13 protein-coding genes are annotated in these 15,918 nt (G+C 68.8%); 8 read left to right on the top strand and 5 right to left on the bottom strand.

The genetic code is table 11. The annotated features are described in order from the left end of the window. The first annotated feature begins 11 nt into the window (after positions 1-11). Genes ACY5J6_RS05740 through fdhF form a run of 3 tightly spaced genes read left to right on the top strand, consistent with a single transcriptional unit; the run spans position 12 to position 4,115 of the window. Positions 12-1,484 carry an NADH-ubiquinone oxidoreductase-F iron-sulfur binding region domain-containing protein gene (locus tag ACY5J6_RS05740; RefSeq protein WP_462846401.1) on the top strand — a complete coding sequence of 491 codons (1,473 nt, stop codon included), beginning with the start codon at positions 12-14 and terminating at the stop codon, positions 1,482-1,484. Continuing rightward, positions 1,474-2,076 carry a 2Fe-2S iron-sulfur cluster-binding protein gene (locus tag ACY5J6_RS05735; protein WP_462846400.1) on the top strand — a complete coding sequence of 201 codons (603 nt, stop codon included), beginning with the start codon at positions 1,474-1,476 and terminating at the stop codon, positions 2,074-2,076. Before ACY5J6_RS05740 ends, ACY5J6_RS05735 begins: the two co-directional genes overlap by 11 nt. Further along, the gene (gene fdhF, locus ACY5J6_RS05730) at positions 2,076-4,115 is read left to right on the top strand and encodes a formate dehydrogenase subunit alpha (protein WP_462846502.1); all 2,040 of its coding nucleotides are present in this window, start codon (positions 2,076-2,078) and stop codon (positions 4,113-4,115) included. Before ACY5J6_RS05735 ends, fdhF begins: the two co-directional genes overlap by 1 nt. Here the strand turns inward: fdhF and ACY5J6_RS05725 are convergent. Genes ACY5J6_RS05725 through ACY5J6_RS05715 form a run of 3 tightly spaced genes read right to left on the bottom strand, consistent with a single transcriptional unit; the run spans position 4,112 to position 8,447 of the window. Further along, a complete protein-coding gene (locus ACY5J6_RS05725) occupies positions 4,112-5,188 on the bottom strand; it encodes a TRAP transporter substrate-binding protein (protein WP_462846399.1) in 1,077 nt (358 codons plus the stop codon). The two genes, fdhF and ACY5J6_RS05725, sit on opposite strands and share 4 nt — an antisense overlap. A gap of 36 nt (positions 5,189-5,224) precedes the next feature. After that, a complete protein-coding gene (locus ACY5J6_RS05720) occupies positions 5,225-5,578 on the bottom strand; it encodes a response regulator (protein ID WP_054638493.1) in 354 nt (117 codons plus the stop codon). After that, positions 5,556-8,447, bottom strand: a complete 2,892-nt coding sequence (locus ACY5J6_RS05715; protein ID WP_462846398.1) for an ATP-binding protein — start codon at positions 8,445-8,447, stop codon at positions 5,556-5,558. The genes ACY5J6_RS05720 and ACY5J6_RS05715 overlap by 23 nt, the downstream gene beginning before the upstream one ends. Positions 8,448-8,544: 97 nt before the next feature. Between ACY5J6_RS05715 and ACY5J6_RS05710 the strand changes: the two genes are divergently transcribed. From ACY5J6_RS05710 to ACY5J6_RS05700, 3 genes are read left to right on the top strand one after another with little or no spacing between them, the layout of a single operon-like run. Beyond that, a complete protein-coding gene (locus ACY5J6_RS05710; RefSeq protein ID WP_462846397.1) occupies positions 8,545-9,690 on the top strand; it encodes an acyl-CoA dehydrogenase family protein in 1,146 nt (381 codons plus the stop codon). A gap of 11 nt (positions 9,691-9,701) precedes the next feature. Then, positions 9,702-10,445: an electron transfer flavoprotein subunit beta/FixA family protein gene (locus ACY5J6_RS05705; protein ID WP_462846396.1), complete on the top strand. Its 744-nt coding sequence runs from the start codon at positions 9,702-9,704 to the stop codon at positions 10,443-10,445. A gap of 9 nt (positions 10,446-10,454) precedes the next feature. Continuing rightward, positions 10,455-11,399 carry an electron transfer flavoprotein subunit alpha/FixB family protein gene (locus tag ACY5J6_RS05700; protein ID WP_462846395.1) on the top strand — a complete coding sequence of 315 codons (945 nt, stop codon included), beginning with the start codon at positions 10,455-10,457 and terminating at the stop codon, positions 11,397-11,399. Between the two features lie 96 nt (positions 11,400-11,495). Here ACY5J6_RS05700 and ACY5J6_RS05695 read toward each other — a convergent pair whose 3' ends face one another. After that, positions 11,496-11,912 (bottom strand): hypothetical protein, encoded by a 417-nt coding sequence (locus ACY5J6_RS05695; RefSeq protein ID WP_462846394.1) that lies wholly within the window; start codon positions 11,910-11,912, stop codon positions 11,496-11,498. Positions 11,913-11,982: 70 nt separating this feature from the next. On the opposite strand from ACY5J6_RS05695, the gene ACY5J6_RS05690 reads away from it, so the two are divergent. Next, positions 11,983-13,548, top strand: a complete 1,566-nt coding sequence (locus ACY5J6_RS05690; protein ID WP_462846393.1) for an acyl-CoA carboxylase subunit beta — start codon at positions 11,983-11,985, stop codon at positions 13,546-13,548. Next, on the top strand, positions 13,548-14,207 hold the full coding sequence (locus ACY5J6_RS05685) for a type-5 uracil-DNA glycosylase (protein ID WP_462846501.1): 660 nt from the start codon (positions 13,548-13,550) through the stop codon (positions 14,205-14,207). Before ACY5J6_RS05690 ends, ACY5J6_RS05685 begins: the two co-directional genes overlap by 1 nt. Here ACY5J6_RS05685 and polX read toward each other — a convergent pair. Next, positions 14,185-15,912 carry a DNA polymerase/3'-5' exonuclease PolX gene (gene polX, locus ACY5J6_RS05680; protein WP_462846392.1) on the bottom strand — a complete coding sequence of 576 codons (1,728 nt, stop codon included), beginning with the start codon at positions 15,910-15,912 and terminating at the stop codon, positions 14,185-14,187. The genes ACY5J6_RS05685 and polX overlap by 23 nt on opposite strands. Between the last annotated feature and the right edge of the window lie 6 nt (positions 15,913-15,918).

Raw genomic sequence — 15,918 nt, 5'->3', positions numbered from 1 at the left:
AAGCTAGGGGCATGGAAAAGCCGAGCCTCCTCCCCCTCCTGGACGCGCGCCTTCCCCTCACGGAGGAGAAGGTGGCGGAGGCCGCCCGCCTGGCGGGGGTGCCCCTGGCCCAGGCCTGGGGGGTGGTGCGCTACTACCCCCGGTACCGGGGCCTGCCCCAGGGAAGGCTTCTGGTGGACGACCCCGTGGCCCGGTCCCGGGGGTTTCCCGGGCTTGTGGGGGAGGCGGACGGCACCTACCCCCCCTTGGGCCTCGAGGCCCTCTCCCCCGTGTACCTCCGCTTCACCCCCGAGGGGCGCTTCCTGGAGTGGGGCGGCAGGTGGGTGCCCTTCCGGGAGTTCCGCCTCCCCTTCGCCCTGGGCCGGGGGAGGCGGCTCATCCCCCCGGAGCCCATCCTGAGCCTCTCCCAGCACCGGGCCCTGGGAGGGTTCTCCTGGCTTGGGGCCTGGGAAAGGGGCCAGCTCGCCCCGGAAAGGGTCCTAAAGGCGGTGAAGGAGGCGGGGCTTTTGGGCCGGGGCGGGGCGGCCTTCCCCACCCACGTGAAGATGGAGGCCGTGGCCCAGGGAGAGCCCCCCAAATACCTGGTGGTGAACGCCGACGAGTCCGAGCCGGGCAACTTCAAGGACCGCTTCCTCCTGGAACACCATCCCTTCTTGGTCCTGGAAGGGGCCCTCCTTGCGGCCCTGGCCGTGGGGGCGAGCCGGGTCTACCTCTACGTGCGGGAGGAGTTTGAGGCGGCCATAGAGGGTCTGGAAAGGGCCATCGGGGAGCTGGAGGAGTCGGGGCTTCTTCCCGTCCCCACCGAGGTCTTCCGGAGCGGGGGTCTTTACATCTGTGGGGAAGAGACCGCCCTTTTGGAGTCCATGGAGGGCAGGCGGGCCGAGCCCCGCCTCAAGCCCCCCTTCCCCGTGGAAAGGGGGCTTTGGGGAAGGCCCACCCTGGTGCAGAACGTGGAGACCCTGGCGAACCTTCCCCTGATCCTCAAGGAAGGCCCCGAGGCCTGGCGAAGGGAGGAGCCCAAGCTCTTCTCCCTGAGCGGGGAGGTGGCCGAGCCCGGCCTCTACGAGCTCCCCTTGGGCACCCCCTTGGGGGAGGCTTTGCGCCGGGCAGGAGGAGAGCCCATGGCCCTGAAGGCCGTCCTTCTGGGCGGGGCCGCCGGGGTCTTCACCCGGGACTGGGCCTTCCCCTTGCGCTTTAGGGAAAGGCTTCCCCTGGGGGCGGGGGCGGTGGTGGCCTTTGGGAAGGGGGCGGACCTCTGGGAGGTCCTCCTGGGCCTCGCCCAGTTCTTCCAGGAGGAGTCCTGCGGCAAGTGCTTCCCCTGCCCCTTGGGCACGGCGGTGCAGGTGGAGATGGTAAGGCGCAAGGAGCGGAACCTAGGGCTTTTGGAGGACCTCGCCCGCACCCTCAAGGGGAGCCTCTGCGGCCTAGGGCAGAGCGCCTACTGGGCCTACCAGAGCCTTTTGGAGGTGGAAGGTGCGGCTTAAGGTGGACGGGAAGGAAGTGGAGGCCAGGGAGGGAGCCCTCCTTCTGGAGGTGGCCGAAGTCCCCACCCTCTGCCACCACCCCCACACGGAAACCCAGGGGCTTTGCCGCCTCTGCCTGGTGGAGGCCGACGGGCGCCTCCTGCCCGCCTGCGCCACCCGGGCCCGGGAGGGCATGGAGGTGCGCACGGAAACCGAGGCGCTTCGGGCCTACCGCAAAACCCTTCTGGAGTGGCTCGCCCTCACCACCGACCTCTCCTTGGCCCCGGACCTCCAAGCCCTTATGGAAGCATACGGGGCGAAGCCTGAGCGCTGGGGGGAGGTGGCGGGGCGGAAGGGGCGGGAAGCCCTCCGGGACAACCCCTTTTTCCTTCGGGACTACGCCAAGTGCGTGAACTGCCGCCGCTGCGTGGACGCCTGCGGGGACGGGATCATGGGGGTGTACGCCCTGACCCTGGAGGGCCGGGGCCTCCTGGCCCACCCCACCACCCCCTTGGACCGCCCCCTTCCCGAAACCCCTTGCGTCTTTTGCGGCAACTGCGTCCAGGTCTGCCCCACGGGGGCCCTGAGGCCCCTGACCCTGGAGGTGGGATGATGCGCACCACGTGCCCCTATTGCGGCGTGGGCTGCCAGGTGGAGCCCGAGGTTCGGGAGGGCCGGGTGGTCCGGGTCCTGGCCCCGGACATCCCCCCCAACCACGGGGCCCTATGCGTCAAGGGCCGCTTCGGCCTGGACTTCCCCTTCTCGGGGAAGCGCCTCCTCTACCCCCTGGTGCGGGAAAGGAAGGGGGCTCCCTTGCGCCGGGCGAGCTGGGAGGAAGCCCTGGACCTGGTGGCGGAAAGGCTTCTTCAGGTTCTGGAAGAAGCAGGGCCGGAGGCCATCGCCGTCTTCCCCTCGGCCAAGACCACCAACGAGGAGGTCTACCTGGCCCAAAAGCTCGCCCGCGCGCTCCTCTCCACCCACAACGTGGACCACTGTTCCCGGCTCTGCCACTCCTCCTCCACCGCCGCCCTAAGCCGCTCCTTGGGCGGGGCCAGCATGACCAACCCCCTGGAGGACATCCCCAAGACGGACCTCTTCCTGGTGGTGGGCTCCAACACCACCGAGACCCACCCGGTCATCGCCGCCATGATCAAGAAGCGGGTGCGGCGGGGGGCCAGGCTGATCGTGGTGGACCCGAGGTACACGGGCATGGCCGAGGCCGCCACCCTCTGGCTAAGGGTGCGCCCGGGGACCGACGTCTTCCTCTTGAACGCCATGGCCCGCCACATCCTGGAGGAAGGCTTATGGGACCGCCCTTACGTGGAGGCCAGGACCGAGGGGTTCGCGGAGTGGCGGGCCTCCCTGGAAGGGTACACCCTCGAGGCCGCCCAGGAGGTGACGGGCGTCCCCAAGGAGAAGATCGCCGAGGCCGCCCGCCTCTACGCCACCACGGAGAGGGCCGGGGCCTACTGGGCCATGGGGGTGACCCAGCACACCAAGGGCACGGCCACCGCCCAGGCCCTGGTCAACCTGGCCCTCCTCACGGGGAAGGTGGGGAAGGAGGGGGCGGGGCTCAACCCCTTGCGGGGCCAGAACAACGTCCAGGGGGCCGGGGACATGGGGGGGCTGCCCGACGTCTACCCGGGCTACCTGAAGGTGGCCGAGGAGGGGGCGAGGCGGCGCTTTGAAGCCCTCTGGGGAGTTCCCCTACCCGAAAAGCCCGGCCTCCGCATGACCGAGGTCTTTGAGGCCATCCCCCAGGTCCGGGCCATCTACCTCATCGGCGAGGACCCCGTGACCAGCGAGCCCTACCAGGACCACGTGAAGGCGAAGCTCGAGGCCCTCCCCTTCCTGGTGGTCCAGGACATCCTGGAGAACGAGACCACCCCCTTCGCCGACGTGGTGCTCCCGGCAGCCAGCTTTTTGGAAAAGGACGGCACCTTCACCAACACCGACCGCCGGGTCCAGCGAGTGCGGAAGCTCCTGGACCCCCCAGGGGAGGCCCGCCCCGACGGGTGGATCACCCAGGAGCTGGGGAAGCGCCTCGCCCGGGCCCTGGGCCGCCCCTGGCGGGCGCACTCCGGCCCCGAAAGCGTCTGGGAGGAGATCCGCCAGGCGGTGCCGGAGATGATGGGGGGCATCTCCTACCCCCGGCTGGAAGGCGAGGGGGTACGCTGGCCCTGCCCGGAGGAAGGCCACCCCGGGGAGGACGTGCTCTTTCGGGAGCGCTTCAACACCCCCACGGGCCGGGCCCGCTTCTTCCCCGCCCCCTACACGCCCCCCGCGGAAACCCCCTCCCAGGACTTCCCCCTCACCCTCTCCACGGGCCGGGTCCTCTTCCACTGGCACGGGGGGACCCTAAGCCGCAACAGCCAGCTCAACCAGGCCTATCCGGAGATGCGGGTGGAGGTGAACCCCTTGGACGCAAAGCGCCTGGGCCTAGGGGACGGGGAGCCCGTCTACGTGGTAAGCCGGAGGGGGCGGATTCTGGCCAAGGCCTGGGTCACGGACCGCACCCCAGAAGGGGTGGTCTACGCCCCCTTCCACTTCGCCGAGGCTCCCGCCAACCGCCTCACCCTGGACGCCCTGGACCCCATAAGCCGCATCCCCGAGTACAAGGTGAGCGCCGTGCGCCTGGAAAAGGCCGACTAAGCGGCGGGGAAGGCGAAGGTCTCGTAGCCCAGCTCCGCCACGGCGAACCAGCGGAAAAGCTCGCCCCGGAAGGCCCAGTAGGCGGTGTAGACCTTCTTGTAGGTGGCGTCCTTGGCCGCCTGCTCCTCGTAGAGGGCCTGGGCCTCCTCCAGGGCCTTCTTCATGATCTCGCCGGGCCAGCGCCTGAGGCGCACCCCCGCCTTGAGGAGGCGCTCCAAGGCCTTGGGGTTTTGGGCATCGTACTTGGCCATCATGGTGAGGTTGACCTCGGCCGCCGCCACCTGGAAGGCCTCCTGGAACTCCTTGGGAAGGGCCTGCCACGCCTTTTGCCCCACCAGGAAGGAGAGCTGGGCGCTGGGCTCCCAGAAGGAGGGGTAGTAGTAGTAGCGGGCCACCTTGTAAAAGCCCAGCTTCTCGTCGTCGTAGGGGCCGGAAAACTCGGTGGCGTCAATGGTCCCCCGCTCCAAGGCCGGGTAGATGTCCCCCGCCGCCAGGGTCTGGGGCACCACCCCAAGCCGGCCCATCACCAGCCCGCCCAGGCCGGGGATGCGCATCCTGAGGCCCTTGAGGTCCCCAAGGGCCTTGATCTCCTTGCGGAACCAGCCCCCCATCTGGGCCCCGGTGTTGCCCCCGGGGAACTGGATCACCCCGAAGTCGGCGTAGACCTGCCTAAGAAGCTCCAGCCCCCCGCCGAAGAGCATCCAGGCGTTGTGCTGGCGGTAGGTCATGCCGAAGGGCACACCCCCGTCAAAGGCCAGGGCGGGGTTTTTCCCCACGTAGAAGGGCCCGTAGGTGTGGCCCGCCTCCACGGTCCCCCCCTGGACGGCGTCCAGCACCTGCCCCCCGGGCACGATCTCCCCCGCCTGGAAGACGCGGATCTGGAAGCGCCCCTCCGTGAGCTCGGCCACCCGCTTGGCCAGGTCCTCGGCCCCGCCGAAGAGGGTGTCCAGGCTCTTGGGGTAGCTGGAAACCAGCCGCCAGCGCACCTGGGGGGCCGCCTGGGCGAAGGCGGTGTAGGCAAGGCTCGCCGCAAGGCCCACCCCCACCCGCTTAAGAAAGCTCCGCCGCTCCATAAGGCCTCCTTTGGCCTCCCACTATAGGGGATGGGGCTAACCCTGCACAAGCCTTTCCACCTGGGCGAGAAGGGCCTGGGCCTCGAAGGGCTTGCCCAAGAAGGCCTGGGCCCCGGCCTCCAAGGCCTCCTCCTGGCTTCGGGCCGAGACGCTGGCGGAAAGGGCCAGGATGGGGATGGGGCTTTTGGCCCGGACCCGGCGGATCACCTCGAGGCCCGGCACGCCAGGCATCACCAGATCGCAGATCAAGAGGTCGTACCCCTCCCCGAAGCGCTCCAAGGCCTTTTGGCCCGAAGGGGCCCAGTCCACCTGGTGGCCGGCCCGCTCCAGGAGGCGGCGCACCATGTGGGCCACCAGGGGCTCGTCCTCAACCAGAAGGATGCGGGCCATATAGGGGTAGGATAACCCGGAAGAGGCTTCCCTTCCCTACCTCGCTCTCCACCTCTATCCGTCCCCCGTGGGCCTCCACGATGTGCTTGGAGATGAAAAGGCCAAGCCCGGTGCCAAAGACCCCCCGGGTGCGGGCGTTATTGGCCCGGGCGTAGCGCTGGAAGAGCCTGGGAAGCTCCTCCTGGGAGATCCCGGGGCCGGTGTCCTGGACCTCCAGGACCAGGTTTTCCCCGAGCCGCTTCGCCCTTAGGCCCACCCTTCCCCCGGGAGGGGTGAACTTAAAGGCGTTGGAGAGCAGGTTCCCCACCACCTGCACCAGGCGCTCGGGGTCCGCCTCCAGCAGGGCCTCCTCCACCTCCACCTGGAACGCCACCCCGGAAAGCCGGGCCACCCCCTGGAAGCTCCGGGCCAGGTCCATGAGGAGGGGCTTCAGGGACACCGGGCGCTTGGAGATCTCAAAGCGGCCCGCCTCGAGGCGGCTGGTGTCCAGGAGGTTGTCCACCATGGTCTTGAGCCGGAAGGCGCTTTCCAGGATGAGGTCCACCGACTCCTGGGCCGAAGGGGAGAGGGGCTCCTCCTTAAGGAGCTCCGCCAGGCCCATGATCACCGCCAAGGGGGTGCGGAGCTCGTGGGAGACGGCGGCGATGAACTCCCCCTTGACCCGGTCGGCCTCGAGCCTGGGCCTGAGGTCCCGGAGGTCCACCACCACCCCCCCCACCCTGGGGTCCTGGAGGAGGTTCCGCCCCCAGGCCTCCATGGGGATGGGGGTGCCGTCTTTGTGGAGGACCCTAAACTCCCCGGTGAGGGTGTGGCCCGGCCGGGAAAGGAGCTCCCTAAGCAAGGCCTCGGCCTTGGGCCGGTCCTCCGGGTGGATGAAGTCCAGGGCGTGCACCGGGGCCTCCTTGTGCCCTTCGGGCTCGTAGCCCAAGAGGCCCCGGACGCTAGGGCTGACGAAGCGGACCCTTCCTTCCTGGTCCAGCACGTAGACCACGTCCTGGGAGTTCTCCAGAAGGGCCTTGAGGCGGTCCTCCTCCGCCTCCAAAAGGGCCAAAAACCGCCCTTTCTCCAGGACCAAAGCCAGAAGGGTGGCCACCTGCCCCAGGCGGGAAAGGAGCCTCTCGGAAAAGCGCCGCCCTTTCCGGTAACCCAGGAGGAGGGCGCCCCTAAACCCCTCGGCGCGGAAGGGCACCACCAGGGCGCTTTCCAGGCCCAGGGCCCCCGCCAGGGCGCAGTCTAGGGGCGTCAGGGCCTCCACGCCCAAGGGCCCCCCCTCCTCCAGGGCCCGTTCCAGGAGGTTGGGCCGGGGAAGCTCCTCGGGAAGGGAGCAGGTGCTGTGGAGCACCTCCACCTTTCCCCCGCTTTCCGCAAGGAGCACGCCCTCCTGGGCGGCGAAGAGGGCCATGAGCCGCTCCACGATGGCCCGGCCCAAAGCCGGTAGGCCCCGCTGGCGCAGCGCCGCCTGGGCCACGTCCACCAGGGCCTGGGTGAAGGCCACCTGGTCCCTTAGGGCCCTTTCCATGCGGGTGCGCTCGGTGATGTCGTGGAGGACCAGGATCCTGGCCTCCCCCACCTGCCGTCCCCGCACGCTGTAGGTGGTCCCGCCCAAGGTGAGCTCCAGCCTGCCCCCTTCCAAAGCGGGGGCCAAGGCGGCGGGAAGGTCCTCCAAGGCTACCTCTACCCCTAAGCCCAAGGCCTCCCGGGCCCGGCCGTTGGCGAAGCCCCGCTCCCCGAAGAGGACCACCACCCCGTCGGGAAGCTCCTCCAGCACCTGGGAAAGCCGGGTTCTCTCGGCGGCCAGGGCCAGGGAAAGGCGCGTCCTCTCACGGTAAAGCTCGGCGTTGCGGAAGGCCACCCCCGCCGCTCCCGCCAAAAGCTCCAGGTACCGCACCTCCTCCTCGGAAACCGCAGGGCCGCCGGGCCCGTGGTCCACGGCCAACACCCCGAGGACGGTCTCCTCGGCCACCACGGGCACGAAGGCCACCTTGGGCCCCATCCCCTGGGCCACCCCGGGGGGAAGGGCCTCCCTGGGTACCAGGAGGCTCCGCCGCTCCCGGGCCGCCCGGGCCATGGGGTCAGGGGAGGAGGCCAGGGCCAGGTGGAGGCCGCTTTTCCCCTCGGTCCAGAAGACCTCCTTCCCCTTCACGGTGAGGTGGCCAAGGAGCCTCTCCCCCCGCACCAAGGCCACGGTGACGCGGTAAAAGCCCAAGCGCTCCGCCAAGGCCCGGGCCAGGGTCTCCAGCACGGCGTTGGGGTCCAGGGCCCGGGCCACCTCGCGGGTAAGGGCGCTCACGTGGGCCAGGGCCTCCACGTGCCGGGAAAGCCTTTGCAGGGCCTCGTTCCTTTGGGCGAAGAGCTCCCCGTTTTTCAGGGCCAAGGCGGTGAGCTGGGCCAGGAGGGGGAGGAGGGGCGCCAGGGGAGGGGGAACGCCCTCCAGGGTCAGGACCCCTCTGGCGGCGAAGCGGGGGCAGGAGGGGCAGACCAAGGGGCGGCTTTCCCGGGTGGCCCGGGGGCGCTCCGTGCACCGCCCCTCGGGGTCGGCCCAACAGAAGGAGGCCTCCTCCCCCACCACCGGCAGAAGCCACTCCTCCTTGCGCCTCAAGGGCCCCTCGGCGAAGAAGGCCTCCTGCACCGGGCCCTTTTGGTAAAGGGGCAGGGCGATGGCCGAGACCGTGTAGTGCCGCCCCCTTCCCGAGGCCACCTCCCCCACGAGCTCCCGCCTTTCGGGGTGGTAGAGGAAGAGGGCCGCCCGCTCCACCCCCTCCTCCGTGGCCACCTCCAGGAGGTTCCGGAGGATCTGGGTGGGCTCGAGGTCCTTTAGAAGCGCCCGCTGGAAGCGGGCCAGGACCTCCATCTGCCCCACAAGCCGCATCTTGCCCCAATGGTAGCATGGGGCCGGGGTTGCCAGGGGCTTCCAAAAATCTTAGACTCGGTCAAAGGGGAAGCCCCCGGCGGTAAGGAGGTCCGGGATGCCCATAGACTTCAGCCTCACGGAGGAGCAAAGGCAGCTTCAGGCCCTGGCCCGGCGCTTCGCCAGGGAGGTCATCCTCCCCGTGGCCCGGGAGTACGACGAGAAGGAGGAGGTTCCCTGGCCCGTCATAGAAAGGCTTCATGAAGTGGGCCTCCTGAACGCCATCGTCCCGGAGGAGTACGGGGGGATGGGGCTCAAGACGCTGGACGAGGTCATCGTGGGGGAGGAGCTGGCCTACGCCTGCATGGGCATCTACACCATCCCCATGGCGAGCGACTTAGGCATCACCCCGGTGCTCCTCGCGGGGACGGAGGAGCAGAAGGAGCGCTTCCTGAGGCCCCTCACCGAGAAGCCCGCCCTCGCCGCCTTCGCCTTAAGCGAGCCCGGAAACGGCTCCGACGCCGCCGCCTTGAAGACCAGGGCCATTCGCCAGGGCGACCACTACGTCCTGAACGGGACCAAGATGTGGATCAGTAACGGCGGGGAGGCGGAGTGGGTGGTGGTCTTCGCCACGGTGAACCCCGAGCTCCGCCACAAGGGGGTGGTGGCCCTGGTGGTGGAGAAGGGCACCCCCGGCTTCAAGGCCGTCAAGATCCACGGGAAGATGGGCCAGAGGGCCAGCGGCACCTACGAGCTCGTCTTTGAGGAGGTGAAGGTGCCCGTGGAAAACCGCCTGGGCGAGGAGGGGGAAGGCTTCAAAATCGCCATGCAGACCCTGAACAAGACCCGCATCCCCGTGGCCGCGGGCAGCGTGGGGGTGGCGAGGCGGGCCTTGGACGAGGCCAGGAAGTATGCCCTGGAGAGGGAGGCCTTCGGGCAGAAGATCGCGGGCTTCCAGGCCATCCAGTTCAAGCTGGCGGACATGATGATCGGGATTGAGACCGCCCGCATGTACACCTACTACGCCGCCTGGCTCGCGGACCAAGGCCTTCCCCACGCCCACGCCAGCGCCATCGCCAAGGCCTACGCCTCGGAGATCGCCTTTGAGGCGGCCAACCAGGCCATCCAGATCCACGGCGGCTACGGTTACGTGCGGGAGTTCCCCGTGGAAAAGCTCCTCAGGGACGTGAAGCTCAACCAGATCTACGAGGGGACCAACGAGATCCAGAGGCTCATCATCGCCAGGCACATCCTGGCGGAGTGAGGAGGTGAGGGATGAAGTTCGTGGCGGTCATCCGACAGGTACCTGACGGCGAGAGCAGGCTCCGGATCCAGGGGAACCGCGTGGACCTCTCCGGGGCCACGATGATCCTGGACCAGATGGACGAGTACGCGGTGGAGGAGGCCATCCGCCTCAAGGAGAAGCACGGCGGGGAGGCGGTGGTGGTGGGGTTCGGCCCCGAGCGCACCGAGGAGGCCATCCGCACCGCCTTGGCCATGGGGATGGACCGGGGGGTGCACGTGGTCTACGAGGGCTTTGCCGACCCCGTGGCCGTGGCCGAGGCCCTGGCGGAGGTGCTGAAGGAGGAGGCCCCCACCCTGGTCCTCACCGGGGGGCAGCAGGCGGACTGGGACAGCCAAGCCCTTGGGGGTGCCCTGGCCGAGGCCCTAGGGGTGCCGGTGGTGGCCTGGACCACCGCCTTGGAGCTGGAAGGGGACACCGCCAAGGCCAAGCACGACCTGGACGAGGGGGCGGAGTGGGTCAGGGTCAGGCTTCCCGCCGTCTTCACCACGCAGCAGGGCCTGAACGAGCCCCGCTACCCCACCCTGCCCGGGATCATGAAGGCCAAGAAGAAGGAGGTCCGGAAGGTCCAGGCTAGCCTTACCCCCAAGGTGGTCCTCCTCTCCGAGGAGATCCAGGAGAAGTCCAGGCTCGGCAAGATCCTGGACGGCAAGGACCCCGTGGCGGCGGCCGAAGAGCTGGTGCGGCTCCTCCACGAGGAGGCCAAGGTCATCTAGGAGGTACCTATGGTGCTCGTTGTCTTGGACCACGACGGAAACCGGCTCAAGAAGGGAAGCCTCGAGGCCCTCACCCGGGCCCGGGCCCTGGCGGAGGCCCTCGGGGGGAAGGTGGCCGGGGTCCTCCTCGCCGAGGAGAAGGCCCCCCTGGAGGAAGCCCAGAGGTACGTGGAGACCCTCTACACCGCCACCCTAGGCCCCTACACCGCCGAGAAGTGGGCGGCGGGGGTGCTCAAGGCCGCCGAGGCCGTGGGGGCGAAGGCGGTGGTGGCCCCCTCCTCGAGGCAGAGCCGGGCCTATCTGGGCCGGGTGGCCTACGCCCTGAAGGCGGGGCTTTTGGAGGACACCCTCGAGTCCCACGGGGAAGGCAGTGAGGTCCACGCCGCCCGCTACGCCTACCTGAACCGGGTGACGCAAAAGGTGAAGGCACCCCTCCCCGTGGTCCTCACGGTGAAGCCCAACACCACGCCCCTGGCCGAGCCCTTATCGGGGGAGGCCGAGGTGGTGGCCCTAAGCGTGCCCCAGGTCCCCACGGTGGAGGTACTGGAGCGCCTCCAGGAGGAGAAGAAGGGCGTCTCCCTCACCGAGGCGGACGTGGTGGTCACGGGGGGCCGGGGCATGGGAAGCGCCGAGGCCTTCCAGAAGGTGGAGGAGCTCGCCGCCCTCCTCGGGGGGGCCGTGGGGGCCACCCGGGCGGTGGTGGACGCGGGCTGGCGCCCCTACGCCGAGCAGGTGGGCCAGACCGGGAAGACCGTCCAGCCCTCCCTCTACATCGCCCTAGGGGTCTCCGGGGCCGTGCAGCACCTTGCGGGCATGAACAAGAGCAAGTACATCGTGGCCGTGAACAAGGACCCCGACGCCCCCATCTTCAAGCACGCCGATTACGGGATCGTGGGGGACGTGCACCAGGTCCTGCCCGCCCTCCTTGAGGCCGTCAAGAAGCTGAAGGACTAATGCCACCCCATGCTGGGGGGCCCCGGCCAAAAAGGCCCGCCGGGAATCTGGCCCCGCCGAAGATTCCTCGGCGGGGCCACCCCGTTGAAGCGCGGGTCAGGTCCGGGGCGGACCGCCTTCCTCCTCCATCCGGGCCTCCTCGAGGCTCCGGGAAGCGGCTTCTTCCCCTCCCTTCCCCGGCCTCTGCCCCCCCTGCCGGAGCAAGCGGAAGACCAGGTAGAGGAGGACCAGGACCACCAGAAGCCCCACCGCATAGGGCCAGGCCGGGACCCCCTGGGGCGGGGGCACCTCGGGCAGGGAAAGGGGCGGGCTCGGGGCCTTGAAGACCTCCCCCTCCACCCGGGAAAGCCGATCGGAAAGCGCCTTCAACGCTTCCTCTTGGGCCTGGACCTTGGCCTCCAGAAGGGCCACCCGGACCGCCAGGCCTTGGTAGGAGGCGTAGGCCCGGTAACCCGCCCAGCCCAAGAGCACCAGAACCGCAAGGGCCATAAGGGCGTAAAGCCACCTTTTCATGGAACACCTCCTTTCTCTTAAGGCCCGGGCTTCCCTCTGGGCCCAAGGGCATTGTATCATGCCCTCACCTATGGCCGACAACGCCCGTCTCATCCTGGACGAGCTTTTGGCGGAGCTGGAGGAAAGGCGCAAGAAGGTGCTCCTGGGAGGGGGCGAGGAGCGCATAAAGAAGCAGCACCAGCAGGGCAAACTCACGGCGAGGGAGCGAATAGACTACCTCTTAGACCCGGGAAGCTTTGTGGAGCTCATGCCCTTCGCCGAGCACCTGGAGACCGGGCTCATGGAGGGCCTCGAGGCCCCCGCGGACGGCGTGGTGACGGGCTACGGCACCCTCGGGGGAAGGCCCGTCTTCGTCTTCAGCCAGGACTTCACCGTCTTGGGAGGCTCCTTGGGCAAGATGCACGGCCGCAAGATCGCCAGCCTCATGGACCTCGCGGCCAAGGTGGGGGCCCCCATCGTGGGCCTGAACGACTCCGCCGGGGCCCGGATCCAAGAGGGGGTGGACAGCCTCTCGGGCTACGGAGAGGTCTTCTACCGCAACGCCCTCTACTCCGGGGTCGTCCCCCAGATCTCCGCCATCCTGGGCCCCTGCGCCGGAGGGGCGGTGTACAGCCCCGCCATGACCGACTTCGTCCTCATGAGCCGGGGCACGAGCTACATGTTCATCACCGGGCCCGAGGTGATCAAGAGCGTCACCAAGGAGGAGGTGACCTTTGAGGAGCTCGGGGGGGCCGACGTCCACATGGAAAAAAGCGGCGTGGCCCACCTGGAGGGGAAGGACGACAAGGAGGTCCTGGACCTCGTCAAGAAGCTCCTCTCCTACCTGCCGCAAAACAGCCGGGAAAAGCCCCCGGTGTTGGAGCCCAAGGACGACCCCTTCCGCCCCACCCCGGAGCTTCTGGAGATCGTCCACCCCGACGCCAAGAGGCCCTACAACATGCACCAGGTGATCCGCACCCTCCTGGACGACGGGGAGTTCCTGGAGATCCAGCCCCGCTACGCCCGGAACATCATCGTGGGCCTGGGGCGGCTCGGGGGGTACCCCGTGGGGGTCATCGCCAACAACCCCCGCTTCATGGCCGGAGCCCTGGACATCAACGCCTCGGACAAGGCGGCCCGCTTCATCCGCACCATGGACGCCTTCAACATCCCCCTCCTCACCCTGGTGGACGTGACCGGCTTCCTGCCCGGGGTGGCCCAGGAGCACGGGGGCATCATCCGCCACGGGGCCAAGATGCTCTTCGCCTACGCCGAGGCCATGGTGCCCAAGATCACCCTCATCGTGCGCAAGGCCTACGGGGGAGCCTACCTCGCCATGAACTCCAAGGACATGGGGGCGGACGTGGTCCTGGCCTGGCCCACGGCGGCGGTGGCGGTGATGGGGGCGGAAGGGGCGGCGAACATCATCTACCGCAAGGAGATCCAGTCCTCCCCCAGCCCCGAGGAGACCCGGAGGAGGAAGATCGAGGAGTACCGCCGGGCCTTCGACAACCCCTGGGTGGCGGCAGGGCGGGGCTACATCGACGACGTCATCGACCCCACCCACACCCGGCGCGTCCTCTACCAGCACCTGAGGATGCTCTGGGACAAGCAGGAGGAGAGGCCCAGGAAGAAGCACGACAACATCCCCCTGTGATGGACCTCGAGGCCTTCCGCCAAGCCCTCACCGCCTGCCGCCTCTGCCCCCGCCTCGTGGCCTGGCGGGAGGAGGTGGTGGGGAGGAAGCGGGCCTTCCGGGGCGAGCCCTACTGGGCGAGGCCGGTTCCGGGCTTTGGCGACCCCGAGGCCAAGATCCTCCTCTTCGGCCTCGCCCCCGGGGCCCACGGCTCCAACCGCACGGGCCGCCCCTTCACCGGGGACGCCTCCGGGGCCTTCCTCTACCCCCTGCTCCATGAGGCGGGCCTCTCCAGCAAGCCGGAAAGCCGCCCTGGGGACGACCTCAGGCTCTACGGGGTTTACCTCACCGCGGCGGTGCGCTGCGCCCCGCCCAAGAACAAGCCCACCCCCGAGGAGCTCCGCACCTGCGCCCGCTGGACGGAGGTGGAGCTCGGCCTCCTCCCCGAGGTGCGGGTCTACGTGGCCCTGGGGAGGATCGCCCTCGAGGCCCTCCTCGCCCACTTCGGCCTGAGGAAAAGCGCCTACCCCTTCCGCCACGGGGCCCACTACCCCCTTCCCGGGGGAAGGCACCTCCTCACGAGCTACCACGTTTCCCGGCAAAACACCCAAACCGGGAGGCTCACCCGGGAGATGTTCCTGGAGGTCCTGAAGGAGGCTAAGCGCCTCGCCGGGCTTTGAGCCAGGCCAAAAGCGCCTCGTAGTCCAGGGTGTTGAGCACCCGCTCGGGGCCGATCCAGGCCCTTTGGGCCGTGCCCACGGCGAGCTCCATGAAGCGGAGGTGGTCGGTCTGGTGGGCGTCGGTGGAGAGGCTCACCCAAAGCCCCATCCCGTAGGCCATCCGGGCCAGGTCGTCGGGGAGGTCCATGCGGTCGTAGTAGCCGTCGATCTCCACGGCCACCCTCCGCTCTAGGGCCTTCTTGAAGACTGCCTCCCAGTCGGCCTCAATGGGGGCGCGGCGGCCCAAAAGCCTTGCCGTGGGGTGGGCGAGGACGTGGACGAAGGGGTTCTCCAGGGCCTTGAGGAGGCGCTTGGTCTGATGGGCCTTGGGGAGCTTGAACTGGGAGTGGATGGAGACCAGAACGAGGTCCAGCTCCCGCAAGACCCAGTCCGGGTAGTCCAGGGTGCCGTCCGGACGGATATCCACCTCGGCCCCCGCCAGAAGGTAGGGCGGCCCGTGGGCCTCGTTGAAGCGGCGGATGGCCTCTATACGCCTCAGGGCTTCTTCCGGCGAAGGCCCCCCGGCCACCCGCACCGCCGGGGAGTGGTCGGTGACGGCCAGGTAACGGTAGCCCAAGGCCTTGGCCGCCTCCCAGAGCTCCTCCAGGGAGTTCTTCCCGTCGGAATAGGTGGAGTGGACCTGGAGGTCCCCCTTGACCTGGGAAAGCTCCAGCAGTTTGGGCAGGCGTCCTTCCAGGGCGGCTTCTATCTCCCCCTGGTCCTCCCGGAGGGGGGGCGGGATCCAGGGAAGGCCCAAGGCGGCGTAGACCCCCTCCTCCGTCTCCCCCGCAAGCCGCTCCTCCCCGCGGAAGACCCCGTACTCGGAAAGCTTCAGGCCCTTTTCCTGGGCGAGGGCGCGGAGCTTGATGGAGTGGGCCTTGCTCCCCGTGAGGTACTGGAGGCCCGCGCCAAAGCTTTCCGGGGGGACCACCCTGAGGTCCACCTGGAGGCCGTTTTTCAGGAAGACCGTGGCCCTTTCCTTCCCCCTCGCATAGACCTCCTTCACCTGGGGAAGGCGCACGAAGCCCTCCACTACCCTCTCGCTTTCCGGGCCTACCGCCAAGAAGTCCAGGTCCCCCACGGTGTCCTTGTAGCGCCTCGCCGAGCCGCAAAGCTCCGCTCGCTCCACCCCGGGAAGCCCCCTTATGGCCTCGAGGAGGCTTCGCGCCAGGGAGAGCACCGCCCCCAAGGGCCTCCGCTTCCCCGCCGCCTGGGCCAGGGCCAGGCCTTCCCGGATCCTTTCCGCCTTCTTAGGGCCGAAGCCCCTAAGCCGGGTGAGGTCCCCCCGGTCCAGGGCCTCCTTGAGCTTCTCCAGGGAGTCTATGCCCAGAGCCTCGTAGAGCATACGGGCGGTCTTGGGGCCCACGCCGGGGACCTCCATGACGGAAAGAACCCCCCGGGGCACCTTCTGGGAAAGCTCCTCGTGTTTCTTAACCTTCCCCGTGCTCAGGAACTCTAGGATCTTGTCCGCGAGGTCCGCCCCCACCCCGGGAAGCTCCAGAAGGGCCTCCTTGCCCCTTTTGGCCATCTCCTCTATGGGGGTGTCCAGGTCGTAGAGGGTGCGGGCCGCCTGGTAGTAGGCCCGGACCCGGAAGGGGTTATCCCCCAGAAATTCGCTCATGAGCCCGATTTCCTCAAAGATCCGGGCGAGCTCCTGGTTCCTCATGGCCCC

The sequence above is a fragment of the Thermus sp. H19.2 genome, from assembly GCF_054979525.1.
Note: the sequence above shows the minus strand (reverse complement) of the source record. Positions and strands in the feature narration are given on the sequence as shown.